A 12,694-nucleotide genomic window follows, 5' to 3' on the forward strand; every position below is an offset into this window, starting at 1 on the left:
ATGCCCATCAACTTAAGAATATTTACTACCCCATTATTCTTAAAGACGTTATTTTTTCTAGATTAATAAGAAGAGGGAACACACAAAAAAGACACCCCCACAGGTGCCTTTTTTATTATAGAAATATCTTAAAATAGATATCTGGTGTTCATTTATTCAGTTTAAAAGACCTTTTGTTACATCATAACGCCATCATCATTGAATGAATACCATTTTCCATCAATGAAATGTTTTCCTACTACCATTGCACCATTAGATTGTAAGTAGTACCATTTTCCAAATACTTGTACCCAACCTTTTTGCATCTCCCCATTTGCATTCATGTAGTACCATATACCATTCACTTTTACCCAGTCTGTTGCCATAGGGCCATCTTCGTTAAAGTAATACCAATTTCCGTCGATAGTTTTCCAGCCTTTAACCATCGCTCCAACCATAGAGCCATCTTTGTTAAAGTAATGCCTATATCCGTCGACATTTTTCCAGCCTTTAGCCATATACCCGTATTGAGAAAAATAATACCAATTTCCATTGATGTAATTCCAATCAGTAGCCATGGAGCCATCTTCATCAAAGTAGTGCCAGTTTGTTTTATCCATTCCTTCAAAACGTTTCCAGCCTGTAATCATGGCGCCGTTATCATCAAAGTAATACGTTTTTCCATTAATTTTCTTTAGGGAAAATGAAACCATTGCCCCATCATTTTCAAAATAATACCATGTTCCAGTTATATTTTTCCACCCTTTAGCCATAGATCCATCTTCATTAAAGAAATACCATTTTCCTTTATCCTGAATCCATCCACTTTTTGCTTTAACTTGCTCACTTGCATATGTATGATCTTTCGTAATACCATTTTCTTCTGCATGAGAAACTGCAGGAACTATAAACATAGTAGACATTAAGATTGGTAAAATAATTTTCTTCATTCTCCATACCCCTAAATAATGTATAATTTTAGTTTTTATTTCCACAAACAGAATTATATTATGACATTTAAATATAATCAATAGTTTTTGTAATAAAAATGTAATATTTTTTTAATTAATTGTAACAAAATTGCCTCATTAGTAATTATCATTACCTTTTTGTTACATTAAGATTAGCACCCCATATATAACAGCCTATATATCATGCAAAAAAGAGGATACTATGCCCTCATATCGGACATAGTATCCTCTTCTAATTATATAAAATGAATACAACTTTCTAGTAAGCTGATAATCTTACTGCATAATGCCACGTCATACTAAAGCGTCTGTCCATTATCAATTGTAAATATCTGTCCTGTAATAGATTCCTGCGTCAATTGAAAAAGAATCGCTTCTGCAATATCATCTGGTGTCGAAATCCTTTGAAGTGGCAAATGTCCCGCAAGCTGGTACATCTTATCTTCATTGCCTGCCCACCACCTCGTATCGACTGCACCAGGAGAAATGCTATTTACTCGAATAGCAGGTGCTAATGCAATAGCGAGCGATTTTGTCATCGTATGAATCGCTGATTTTGTTGCGGCATACGGTACAGATGATCCAAGTCCCGTTATCCCGGCAACGCTCCCCATATTCACGATAGCACCTGATTTTTGCTTTTTCATATAAGGAACAACAGCTTTTATACAATGAAACATCCCTTTCACGTTTACACTAAAAAGGTCATCCCACACTTCATCCTTTACGGACTCTAAGTCATCCATCGGTATTTGAACTGTTATACTCGCATTGTTTACTAAACAATCAACTGTTCCAAAGAGGTTAACAGTTTGAGAAACCATCGTCTCCACTTCTTCTTTTTTTGCTACATTAGCCTTAATGGCAATTGCCGTACCTCCTCGCTCTTGAATTTCATGAACAGTTTCTAACGCTCCCTTTTCGGAACGACTATAATTCACCACAACTTTAGCGCCTAAACTCGCTAACTTCAAAGCAGAAGCCTTTCCAATCCCAGTACCGCCACCTGTTATTATGACTACTTTATCTTTTATGTTCATCTGGAAATCTCCTCACTGTATCTGATTCCATTTCATTTTATCTTCGTTCATTTGAGGAGTATAATACTGAATAATGAAGTAGGTATCATTTTAAATGATATCTATGTGGAGGGATCGATTATTGGAAAGCCATGACTTATGGATTTTTAAACACGTTGCGGAACTGCAATCAATATCTAGAGCTGCTGAAAAGTTAGGATATGTTCAACCGAATATAAGCCAGCGCATAAAAACTTTAGAGGATGAATTAGGCGTTAAACTATTCAAACGTAATAATAAAGGCGTCACATTAACGAAAGAAGGAGAAATGTTACTAGATTACACAAATCAAATTATGTTCCTAATGAGTGAAGCAAAATCAAAAATAAATCCTCAAAAATGGCGAGAATCTTTAACCGTCGGAGCATCTCAAACGATTTCTGCAGTGAAAGTGCCTCAGCTATTCTCTTCCTTTTTGGCAACATATCAAAATATTGATTTGAAGATAAAAACAAATAATAACGTAAAATTACAAGAAATGCTTTTGTACGGAGAACTTGATGGAATCTTTTTAAGCGGTACATATAATGAATCACAATTCGAAAGTGTGTACAGTTATTTAGAAAATATGATTCTTATTTCATCAAGAGATACTCTGATCGAAAACCAAACTTTACTCGTAAACAGTGATCCGAATTGTATATATAGAAAGACGTTATTAGATTATTGTCATATGAATAGTTTTGATCAGACGACGATACTGGAATTTGATTCGCTTGAATCTATTATGCAAGCTGCTCATGGTGGACTTGGAATTACGCTTGTACCTGCTAATGTTGCATATAGCCGAACAAAGACAGAAACAATTCAGTATGAAGAAATACCTGAAGCAGTCAAAATTGATTTTGTGATTAAACGGAGAAAACAGCAATCACAAGGTTTAAAGAAATTCAGCCGCTTTTTAAGAGAATTATAAGTGTAAAACAAAGCCCCTTCTGATTTCGAAAGGGGCTTTTCAAGATTTCTAGATACAATAATGATTTAAAACAACAATTCAATTTGCTTCATCAACTGTTGTTTGGTATGACTCAAATAATCTCTTTTTTTAGAAGAAATGCATAATCCTATCGGCATTTCAGGATCAAACCCTTTAACCTTAAACGATATATTTTCCTCTTTTAAATTAGTTCCCTTAGGAATAATACCTATCATCTCTCCAAAAATCATTTGTGGAATAAGGTGTAGTGCACTACAATTATAGACTTTTTTAAAGGATACATTGTTTTCTAATAAGAAAGCATTCACAGATTGATAATAATAGCAACTATTCTCTCCAATTAAAATAGGATAATCAATGATATCAGATACTTCTACTGACTCTTTTTGTAATAATGGATGATGAGGATTATTGACAATAAATTCGATTTGTTCATTGTAAAGTGGAGTGAATTTTACATCGGAAATATTTTTGTTGTTTCCACAAACAGCAAAATCAATCTTATTTTGGTCTACCATTTGTGATAAAAGCGCTGTATTTCCTACAACAAAATCACAATGTATATATGGTTTCTCCGCATTTAAATATTTTAATAGTGGAGGAATCAATTTTTCTGCAATTGAGTCTAATAGACCGACTCTTACTGTTCCCTTCTCCTCATTGCTTATACGCTGCGCTTGAGATACTGAATAGTCCCAATGCATTAACAAATGATCTACTTCCTCTGCAAATAAAGTACCTTCGTCTGTTAACCTTGCATCCCATCCTCTTTCAAATAACAGAAATCCAAGTTCCTTCTCTAGTTTTTTTATATGTGTTGTTACAGTTGACTGCGCATAGTTTAACTTTTTGGCTGCAAGTGAGAAAGTTCCTTCCTGAATAATCATTTTGAATGTTTTCAACTCTTTTATTTCCATTTTCGCACCTAATCTCTATCGGTATTATTGATAATTATATGATAATTTTTCAATTATCAAAATTAAAATTGCAGGAGTACAATAAATCCATACGAAAGGGAGTGAAGAAGAAATGCCGTTTGTTACTGTTTATTATCCAGAAAATCAATCGAATAAAGAAAAGTTAAAAAAAGTAAGTAATGGTATTCACCTTGCACTAATGGAACATTTTCAAATCCCAAAAGATGATTACTTTCACATGTTTTTACCCTATCCATCTCATCAATTTTTTTACGATCCATATTATCTCTTAGAAGAGAAGAAGAAAAGAACAGACAAAATGATACATGTTTCTATTACATGTGGACCAGGAAGAACAATACAGCAAAAAAGAAATTTGTATCAATCCATCTCAGAAGCTTTTTATAACCATTTAAACATCTCTACAACCGATATTTTTATTACACTAAACGAGACATCTGCTGAAAACTGGTCATTTGGTCAAGGGATAGCTCAAATGGTTACTATGAAGGAGGCAAAAGAATCATGAATGACCGTATCGAACTCAATGTTTCACAGAAAATGAGAGATACTGCTCCCGACTTTGTTGATTATAGTGAAAACGTATTATTTGAAAAAGTATGGAGAGACTCTACTTTAACATCAAAAGAAAGAAGTCTCATTACACTTTCTGCTTTAATTAGTATTGATAATACCGAACAACTACCGTTTCACCTTCAATTAGCCAAAAAAAATGGAATGACTCAGCAAGAAATGATCGCTTTAATCACACATCTAGCCTTTTACGTTGGATGGCCGAAAGCAGCTGGAGCACTAAATGTAATACTTAACTAAAATCGAATACAAAACTCTAAAAATACTGTAAAATGATATGGTATATTTTTCAAAAGGTGGGAATAACCAATGAATTACCATATTAGAGTAAGAGCTGGAGCAGTTATTATCGAAAATGACTCAATCCTATTAATTGAATTTAACAACGAAAATGGACTCCATTATAATTTACCAGCAGGCGGAGTTGAACCGAATGAAACGGTTATAGACGCCGTGCAAAGGGAAGCGAAAGAAGAAGCATCCGTTGATGTAGAAGTCGATTCATTGGCATTTGCTTATGAATACGCTCCGCATCTAAACGATCATAAATATGGTCCGACTCATTCTTTACATCTTATTTTTGAATGTAAAATAAAAAATGGTTCTACCCCAAAAATGCCTGCTAATCCCGATTCAAATCAAACAGATGTGAAATGGGTACCGCTATCTGATTTACATAATATTATTCTATATCCAAATATAAGAGATCATATTATTCATTATGCGAAACAAAAGAGAAATATAGATCTGATTGAAGAGCATACCCTAGAAGAATATCCCCTTGCTGTTAACTGAAGGGAGTGACATACATGAAGATGAGAAATTCAGTTAAAGCCATACTCATACACGAAAGCAAATTATTAGTAACAACGTATGAAGATCAAGACGGTACATATCACCTACTCCCTGGCGGCGGACAAAAGATTGGTGAAACGCTAGACAAAACTTTGAAAAGAGAATGTCTTGAAGAAACGGAGATTGAAGTAAAAAAAGGTGACCTCTTATTTATAAGAGAATGTTTCCTAGATCCAGAGGTACACAGAGTTGAATTTATGTACTCTTGTACGCCTGTATCCTTTACAAAAGCTCTACATATGGACAGCAAACAGACGGGTATTTCCTGGTTACCAATCGATGACTTAGTACATTATCCTCTGTTTCCTAGTGGCATCAAGAAGCTGATTCAAGACTTTCATGCTGGTAACGAGTCGGGGCCTGTTTATGTTGGCGAGATTGATTAATTGCTATGTAAAAGGAGAAAATGTATTTTGTATAAACAGACTTTGTGCTTTATGAAAAGAAATGATGAAATCCTAATGCTAAACAGAGAGTATGAGCCACTGAGGGGATTGTGGAATGGTGTGGGAGAAAAAATAGAGCATGGGGAATCACCTTTAGCTTGCATCATTCGTGAAGTAAAAGACGAAACAGATGTTAACATAACCGAAAATCAAGTCCAGTTTAAAGGAATTATAAAGTGGGAATTTAATGATGCTTATTTTGGCGGGATGTATGTGTACTTAGTTACGATTCCACAAGATTATTCTTATCCTACTCCTAAAAAGGTAGCTGAGGGCATATTAGACTGGAAAAAGATTTCATGGCTTTTAGACGAAGAGAATTATGGATTAGATGAGATTATTCCTCATATCTTACCAAAAATTATCGATAACTCGAAGCCCCTTGAACATAGATGTGCCATCCGCAATAATAAAATGATTCAGTATGAATACAAAGAGTTAGTGAATATACAATGATAACTTGTACCTATATCAGTAAATGAAATTATATCAATCGTTTCTTCGAATATATCAGCGATTCGACAAAGGATATCGACCAACCGACAAAAAACAGGAGCCTGCTGGCTCCTGTTTCATTATTGCGCAATCAATTCCGTCTCATCCACTTTTTCCAAATAAGACAATACATTCCTTACTGCCGCTTCCCCTTGATCAATACAATCAGGAAGGCCAGATCCAGCATAAGAGCTACCAGCTAAATATACACCAGGTAATTCTCGCTCCATAAATGTTGTTAACTTCTTCATTCTTTCTTTATGCCCCACTGTATATTGCGGCATGGCATCTTTCCAGCGACTTACGACAGTAAAGTCTGGCTCCGCTGTTATATCCATTGTTTTTTGCAAGTCTTCTAATATAAATTGAACAATTTCTTCATCTGATTGTTCGACGATTGCTTCGTCACCAGGGCGCCCAACATAGCAGCGAAGAAGCACTTTCCCTTCCGGCGTTGTATGCGGCCATTTCTTATATGTCCACGTACATGCTGTAATCGAAAAATCACTATTGCGAGATACAACGAAGCCCGTTCCATCAATATCACGCTGGATGGCTTCTTTCGGAAAGGCTAATGCAACATTCGCAACGGATGTCGATGGAACATTGCGGAAGAAGCGGAACTCTTTATACTGTGCAAACATAGAGGGCAATACTTTATGAGACGCAGCGACTACGATAGCGTCCGCCTCAATTTCCTTTCCATTGCTTAGTGTAATCGAATAACCATCGCCCATTTTTGTGACTTTTTCAATGCGAGTTCCCTTCACAACTGTTCCAACTTCTAGTCGTTCTTCTAGCTCTTCTACAATAGATTGCAAACCTGTTTTTAACGTTAAAAAGATTCCTTTCGGCGCGGCATCTTTTGCTTTTTTCGGAGCCAAACTACGCATACCGAGTGAAATACTACGATACTTTTGCTCTACTTGATAAAACTGCGGAAATGTTGACATTAAACTCATCTGATCAATGTCTCCCGCATAAATTCCAGATAACAATGGTTCAATTAAATTTTCAACCACTTCATTTCCTAAACGACGACGGAAAAATTGACCAAGTGATTGATCAGAAACAGGCTTTGAACGTGGTAATACAAAATCAAAACCTGCTCTAACTTTACCAATCGGAGAGAACAATCCTGAAAATAAAAACGGGGTAATTTGCGTTGGAATTCCCATCATGGATCCGCTCGGCATCTTATGTAATCGATTGTTTACAAGAACAAATGATTGACCTGTTGCGTTGTTTACAAGCTGGTCTCCAAGCCCTAGTTCTTTTGCCAATCTAGCCGCACTCTTTTTTCTTTCTAAGAAAGAATCTGGGCCACGCTCAATTGTAAATCCATCTTTTCGAACGGTTTGAATTTTCCCGCCAAGCTTGCCCGACGCTTCTATTAACAATGTATCAACCGGCAATTCTTTTTCGCGAATTTCTTTTTGTAAGTAATACGCTGTTGTTAAACCTGTAATTCCACCACCGATGATAACAACTTTCTTTTTCAAAAAGGCCCCTCCTCTCCCCTGGAATTATGAAACTTCGGTGTGTTTTTTTAATACGACATCTGCTAGACAAGAAATAAATGCGTCTGATGCATTTGGCATTTCCGGACGATAATACTTCGCTCCAATTTCTTCTGTAACAACTTTACATTCAATATCGTTGTCATATAGTACTTCTAAATGTTCAGCTACAAACCCAACCGGTGCATATACAAATGAAGTGTAACCATATTTTTCGTTTAATTCTCTCGTTAAATCTTGTACGTCTGGCCCAATCCATGGGTCCGGTGTATTACCGGCACTCTGCCAACCAACTGCATAATTTCGAACTTCCGCACCACGCGCAATATAATCAGCTGTTTCATTTAACTGTTCTGGATAAGGATCACCTAAAGCGATAATTTTTTCTGGTAGGCTATGAGCAGATACAATTAAAACCGCTTTTTCGCGTTCTTCTTCTGACATAGTGCTATATACTTTCTTCACTTCATCTACCCAGTACTGGATAAACTTCGGTTCTTTATACCAGCTATCGATTCCGTGAATTGTTAAGTTTCCAAGCTTAGCTGCTTCTTCTTGCGCTCTGCCGACATATGATTTTACGCTGAACGTAGAATAATGCGGAGCAAGAACAAGAGCAATTGCTTCTTCAATCCCATCATTATGCATAGCTTGTACGGCATCCTCAATGAAAGGTTCAATATGTTTTAAACCAAGATACATATTGAATTCCACGTGATCTTGCATTTCGTTTAAACGTTGTTCTAGCTTTTTTGCTTGTTCTAATGTAATAGTAGCTAAAGGAGAAATACCACCAATTGCGCGGTAACGTTCTGTTAAATCCTCTAACATTTCTGGACTTGGCTTTCTGCCTCTACGAATATGTGTATAGTAACGTTCAATATCTTCTTCTTTATACGGTGTTCCGTATGCCATTACAAGCAAACCAATTTTCTTTTTCATACACGTATTCTCCTTTACTTCGCTAACTGTGCTTTCGAATAATCATGAATAAACGCTGTTAAACGTTTTAATGTATCCGGATTTACTTCTGGGAATACACCGTGACCTAAGTTAAATACATAACCAGGCTGCTTCATTCCTTGATCTAGAATCCCTTTTACATGCTCCTCGATTACGTCCCATGGCGCAAGTAAGAAAGAAGGATCCATATTGCCTTGTACCGCTTTATAAATGCCACGTGCGCGCGCTTCTTCAATTGACAGGCGCCAATCAAGTCCGACTACATCAAGAGGCAATTCATTCCATTCATTTGCTAAATGCCCAGCTCCAACGCCGTGCATAATCATCGGAACATTCATTGCGCGAACTTCCGTGAAAATACGCTCCATTGCAGGTTTCATAAATGTGCGGTAATCTGCTACATTCACCGTTCCAACCCAAGAATCAAAGACTTGCACTGCTTTTGCTCCTGCTTTGATTTGTGCTTTTAAATATGTAATCACCATATCTGCTAGCTTATCCATTAACGCAAACCAAGCTTTTGGCTCTGCATACATAAATGCCTTTGTTTTATGATAGTTACGAGAAGGTCCTCCTTCAATCATGTAACTCGCCAATGTAAATGGTGCCCCTGAAAAACCAATTAGCGGAACATCTAACATTTCTGTTGTTAATAAACGAATTGTATCTAATATGTATGGAACATCGTCTTCCGGATGAATTTCACCAAGTTTTTCTACATCTTGTAAAGAACGAATTGGGTTATCAATCACCGGTCCGATTCCTGATTTAATTTCTACATCAACGCCGATTGCTGGTAATGGTGACATAATATCTTTATACAGAATCGCCGCGTCTACATTATATTGATCAACTGGAAGCTTTGTAACATACGCACATAGCTCCGGATTATGTGTAATTTCAAATAAAGAATACTTCTCTTTTATCTTTCTATATTCAGGCTGCGAACGACCTGCTTGTCTCATATACCAAGCTGGTACATATTCTGTTTGTTCCCCCATACACGCTTTTAAAAATGTCTCATTTATAGTTCTTACCAAGACCCTTGCTCCCTTCCTTACCTATACGAACCCTATCCTATTTATTATCTTTTTTTACTATACAGCTTGTAAAAACAAAATGCATAACTTTATGTACGTTGTTCATGAAATTGACACAAACGTTCGTAAAACCGCTTACTATTTTCACAACATTCTTATTATATCACAAGCAAAAACTACGGTTTAGCTACTTTTGTCTTTTCTCCTTCTCGATTTGTTTGTGGATTATACGGGACAACATAAAAACTTGGTTTAGCGAATATATTCGTAAACTTGTCTTCATACTCACCAATCCCTTTTACTGTTCCAACATGAGTATGGACTCCATTCTCAACCTTATAAATTCGATATATAACTCTTTTATCTTGAAGTGGTTTCCAGCTCAATTTCGTAGTAAATAAACCAAACGGATTAAACGATAATTTCGCCTCTATATTTTCAATTCTACTTAGGTGAATTGGGTTTCCAATCGTCTCAACACCTTCTGGCTTCTTAAACTTCGTTTTATCTTGTACATTCGCTTTCGTTAAAATCTTTTTAAACAATTCTGTTGCAGACGCACTTCCATCATATAATTGGTGTTGTCTATCTGTACGATCATACCCAATCCATACGGCGCCTACTAAACTTGGCGTGTATCCAACAAACCAAACATCTCTAGCACCTTCACTTTGATTTGGAAGTGACGTTGTACCCGTTTTTCCTGCTAGCGCACCTTTATATTCACCCGTTTTTGCAGTTCCTTCTCTTACAACACCTTCTAGCATTTTTGTCATATACCATGCTGTTTGTTTTGAAAAAATTTTCGTTTCATTTTTAGGTGATTCCCCAATGACCTTTCCGTGCCGATCAAGTACCCGCTCAATCACATGTGGCTCAATAATTTTTCCATTTGCCAAAAACGCACGATACATCTTTACAAGTTCAAATGGAGAAACGCCTTCTTTTAATCCGCCAAGTGCCGCACTTAAGCCAGCATCTGCAATATGAATATTTCCCTTCTCTAAATATTGCTTCCCTTCTTCAATTCCCATTTCATGTAATAAAGATACAGCTGGTACGTTTGCCGATTCCAAGAGCGCATCATACATCGTTACTTCTTTTGAATACCGTTGATTATAATTTCGCGGCTCATATCCTTCAAAAGAGACTCGTTCATTTGTTAATAAAGAATACGGATTATATTTTTTCGTTTCTAGCGCCGGTGCGTACACAATAAGCGGCTTTAAAACAGAACCTGGTTGACGTTTCGCAAACACTCGATTAAATCCTCTTGGCACATACCCTCTCCCGCCAATTGCAGCTTTAATGCCTCCTGTCGCATGATCCATTAATAAAAAGGCTCCCTGTGCACCGCCCTCTTTCCCTGGAAAATTCCGCGCATCTTGAAATTGATCATACGCTACTTTTTGAATTTTCTCATCCATTGAAACAACAAATGTATAGCCTCCGCGGAGAACTTCCTGATGCGATAAACCATACAAACGCGCCGCTTCATCTACAACCATATCAACATACGGCATATAAGCGAGTTCCCGTTCATCTAAATTTTTATAAAGCGCAATGGTTTTCCCTTGATAGCGAACGCTTTCCTCTGCTGATAAATACCCTTGTTTATGCAGAAGAGACAATACTAAATCACGGCGTTCCTTGCTTTTTTCTGGATACAGAAACGGAGAATACCCATTTGGTGCTTTTGGAAGCCCCGCAAGCAACGCACCTTCTTCTACTGTTAACTTTTCTACATCTTTATTAAAATACAATTTTGCTGCGGCCTGAATTCCGTAAGCACCATGACCGAAATAAATATGATTCATATACATTTCAAGAAGCTGGTCTTTCGTATATGTTTGTTCTAATTTAAGAGCGATAGCTACTTCTTTTAATTTGCGCGTAAATGTTTTTTCATGTGTTAAAAAAACATTTTTGACGAGTTGCTGCGTAATCGTGCTACCTCCCTCTACTTTTTCTCTCGCTAAAACATCTTTATACAACGCGCGAAATACAGAAGGGTAGTCAATTCCATGATGCTCATAAAATCTGGAGTCCTCTACAACGATAAATGCTTGCTGCACATGTTTCGGAATTTGCTCAATCGGTACAAGATCTCTATTTTCTACATATAATTTTGTAATTTCTTTTCTTCGCTGATCAACGATACGTGATGAAGAGTGGAAAACAAGTTTTTTTTCATCCATCATATAACCACCAGCTAACACAATCAGTTTATAGAGTACAATCGCCACTACAAACACTGCTACGCCGCTTATTAAAGTCCACTTTATTTTCTTCATTCGTCGTCCTTCTTTCCAAATGATGGTACATTTATTATTTGAAAAACGATTCTCTTTATGTATATAATCTTCGAACTTTTTCGGAAGAGTTGCTATAATGAAATCAAACTTATAAAGGGGGCATTACAAATGAAAGCGATTATTTCATACGAAACACCTCTAGAAAAACCACATTTCACTGCAAAAGATAATGAAAAAGATATGTTTTATAAAGAAAATACAGAAGAAGCGGTAGAAGGAGCACTTCATTATGACGTGCTAGACGCTGTTGGAGAATTTAAAGGCCAACCTGGATTTATTGTTTGTAACAACATTTCCGTTACAGACGAAGGCCGTCCCGTTTTTGAAAATCGTTTCAAAAACCGCGCAGGTCTTATTGAAAACGAACCTGGCTTCCAAGCAATCCGCGTTCTTCGTCCATTAAGTAACGATACATATGTCATTATGACAATGTGGGAAACAGAGCAAAACTTTAAAGATTGGACAGAGTCACGTTCTTTCGAAAATGCACATAAAAAACGCCCGACGCAAGCGAGTACAGAGCCGCAAAAGAGTATTTTTTCAAGACCTTCTTTTGTGACGACTTTTGATGTGTTAGCTTAGA

14 protein-coding genes are annotated in these 12,694 nt (G+C 36.6%); 7 read left to right on the forward strand and 7 right to left on the reverse strand.

Features of this window, described 5'->3' with window-relative positions; translation table 11 throughout:
• Positions 1 to 176 precede the first annotated feature (176 nt).
• Together LOK41_RS18545 and LOK41_RS18550 are read right to left on the reverse strand one after the other, a co-directional pair.
• Positions 177 to 929, reverse strand: coding sequence for a PspC-like choline-binding domain-containing protein (locus LOK41_RS18545; RefSeq protein ID WP_241817771.1), 753 nt, complete (start codon positions 927 to 929; stop codon positions 177 to 179).
• Positions 930 to 1,249: 320 nt separating this feature from the next.
• A complete protein-coding gene (locus tag LOK41_RS18550) occupies positions 1,250 to 1,990 on the reverse strand; it encodes an SDR family NAD(P)-dependent oxidoreductase (protein ID WP_241817772.1) in 741 nt (246 codons plus the stop codon).
• A 121-nt stretch (positions 1,991 to 2,111) separates the two neighbouring features.
• Here LOK41_RS18550 and LOK41_RS18555 point away from each other — a divergent pair, with 121 nt between their 5' ends.
• Positions 2,112 to 2,945, forward strand: a complete 834-nt coding sequence (locus LOK41_RS18555; protein WP_241817773.1) for a LysR family transcriptional regulator — start codon at positions 2,112 to 2,114, stop codon at positions 2,943 to 2,945.
• 65 nt (positions 2,946 to 3,010) lie between these two features.
• Here the strand turns inward: LOK41_RS18555 and LOK41_RS18560 are convergent, their stop codons facing one another.
• Complete coding sequence (locus LOK41_RS18560; RefSeq protein WP_174101510.1) at positions 3,011 to 3,883, reverse strand: LysR family transcriptional regulator; 873 nt, start codon at positions 3,881 to 3,883, stop codon at positions 3,011 to 3,013.
• A 112-nt stretch (positions 3,884 to 3,995) separates the two neighbouring features.
• Here LOK41_RS18560 and LOK41_RS18565 point away from each other — a divergent pair, with 112 nt between their 5' ends.
• The 5 genes from LOK41_RS18565 (at position 3,996) to LOK41_RS18585 (ending at position 6,234) form a co-directional block, all read left to right on the forward strand.
• The gene (locus LOK41_RS18565; protein ID WP_174101603.1) at positions 3,996 to 4,412 is read left to right on the forward strand and encodes a tautomerase family protein; all 417 of its coding nucleotides are present in this window, start codon (positions 3,996 to 3,998) and stop codon (positions 4,410 to 4,412) included.
• Positions 4,409 to 4,717: a carboxymuconolactone decarboxylase family protein gene (locus tag LOK41_RS18570; protein ID WP_241817774.1), complete on the forward strand. Its 309-nt coding sequence runs from the start codon at positions 4,409 to 4,411 to the stop codon at positions 4,715 to 4,717. The genes LOK41_RS18565 and LOK41_RS18570 overlap by 4 nt, the downstream gene beginning before the upstream one ends.
• 69 nt (positions 4,718 to 4,786) lie before the next feature.
• Positions 4,787 to 5,272 carry an NUDIX domain-containing protein gene (locus tag LOK41_RS18575; RefSeq protein ID WP_241817775.1) on the forward strand — a complete coding sequence of 162 codons (486 nt, stop codon included), beginning with the start codon at positions 4,787 to 4,789 and terminating at the stop codon, positions 5,270 to 5,272.
• A 20-nt stretch (positions 5,273 to 5,292) separates the two neighbouring features.
• A complete protein-coding gene (locus LOK41_RS18580; RefSeq protein ID WP_241817776.1) occupies positions 5,293 to 5,718 on the forward strand; it encodes an NUDIX domain-containing protein in 426 nt (141 codons plus the stop codon).
• A 27-nt stretch (positions 5,719 to 5,745) separates the two neighbouring features.
• Positions 5,746 to 6,234 carry an NUDIX hydrolase gene (locus LOK41_RS18585; RefSeq protein WP_241817777.1) on the forward strand — a complete coding sequence of 163 codons (489 nt, stop codon included), beginning with the start codon at positions 5,746 to 5,748 and terminating at the stop codon, positions 6,232 to 6,234.
• A gap of 119 nt (positions 6,235 to 6,353) precedes the next feature.
• Here LOK41_RS18585 and hemY read toward each other — a convergent pair whose 3' ends face one another.
• The 4 genes from hemY to LOK41_RS18605 all read right to left on the reverse strand — a co-directional run bounded on the left by hemY (position 6,354) and on the right by LOK41_RS18605 (position 12,090).
• The gene (gene hemY, locus LOK41_RS18590) at positions 6,354 to 7,775 is read right to left on the reverse strand and encodes a protoporphyrinogen oxidase (protein WP_241817778.1); all 1,422 of its coding nucleotides are present in this window, start codon (positions 7,773 to 7,775) and stop codon (positions 6,354 to 6,356) included.
• Between the two features lie 24 nt (positions 7,776 to 7,799).
• A complete protein-coding gene (gene hemH, locus LOK41_RS18595; RefSeq protein WP_241817779.1) occupies positions 7,800 to 8,735 on the reverse strand; it encodes a ferrochelatase in 936 nt (311 codons plus the stop codon).
• A 14-nt stretch (positions 8,736 to 8,749) separates the two neighbouring features.
• Complete coding sequence (hemE, locus tag LOK41_RS18600) at positions 8,750 to 9,796, reverse strand: uroporphyrinogen decarboxylase (protein ID WP_241817780.1); 1,047 nt, start codon at positions 9,794 to 9,796, stop codon at positions 8,750 to 8,752.
• A gap of 176 nt (positions 9,797 to 9,972) precedes the next feature.
• Positions 9,973 to 12,090, reverse strand: coding sequence for a transglycosylase domain-containing protein (locus tag LOK41_RS18605; RefSeq protein ID WP_241817781.1), 2,118 nt, complete (start codon positions 12,088 to 12,090; stop codon positions 9,973 to 9,975).
• Between the two features lie 129 nt (positions 12,091 to 12,219).
• Here LOK41_RS18605 and LOK41_RS18610 point away from each other — a divergent pair, with 129 nt between their 5' ends.
• Entirely contained in the window at positions 12,220 to 12,693 is a 474-nt protein-coding gene (locus tag LOK41_RS18610; RefSeq protein ID WP_241817782.1) for an antibiotic biosynthesis monooxygenase family protein, read from the forward strand.
• The last annotated feature ends 1 nt before the right edge of the window (position 12,694 follow it).

The sequence above is a fragment of the Bacillus sp. TL12 genome (assembly GCF_022625245.1).
Classification (GTDB): Bacteria; Bacillota; Bacilli; order Bacillales; family Bacillaceae_G; genus Bacillus_A.

Bases quoted from the DNA above. Each gene is read 5' to 3' on its own strand.
- LOK41_RS18565 (WP_174101603.1), top strand. From the start codon at position 3,996: ATGCCGTTTGTTACTGTTTATTATCCAGAAAATCAATCGAATAAAGAA.
- LOK41_RS18610 (WP_241817782.1), top strand. From the start codon at position 12,220: ATGAAAGCGATTATTTCATACGAAACACCTCTAGAAAAACCACATTTC.
- LOK41_RS18580 (WP_241817776.1), top strand. From the start codon at position 5,293: ATGAGAAATTCAGTTAAAGCCATACTCATACACGAAAGCAAATTATTA.
- LOK41_RS18560 (WP_174101510.1), bottom strand. From the start codon at position 3,883: ATGGAAATAAAAGAGTTGAAAACATTCAAAATGATTATTCAGGAAGGA.
- LOK41_RS18550 (WP_241817772.1), bottom strand. From the start codon at position 1,990: ATGAACATAAAAGATAAAGTAGTCATAATAACAGGTGGCGGTACTGGG.
- hemH (WP_241817779.1), bottom strand. From the start codon at position 8,735: ATGAAAAAGAAAATTGGTTTGCTTGTAATGGCATACGGAACACCGTAT.
- LOK41_RS18575 (WP_241817775.1), top strand. From the start codon at position 4,787: ATGAATTACCATATTAGAGTAAGAGCTGGAGCAGTTATTATCGAAAAT.
- LOK41_RS18545 (WP_241817771.1), bottom strand. From the start codon at position 929: ATGAAGAAAATTATTTTACCAATCTTAATGTCTACTATGTTTATAGTT.
- LOK41_RS18570 (WP_241817774.1), top strand. From the start codon at position 4,409: ATGAATGACCGTATCGAACTCAATGTTTCACAGAAAATGAGAGATACT.
- LOK41_RS18605 (WP_241817781.1), bottom strand. From the start codon at position 12,090: ATGAAGAAAATAAAGTGGACTTTAATAAGCGGCGTAGCAGTGTTTGTA.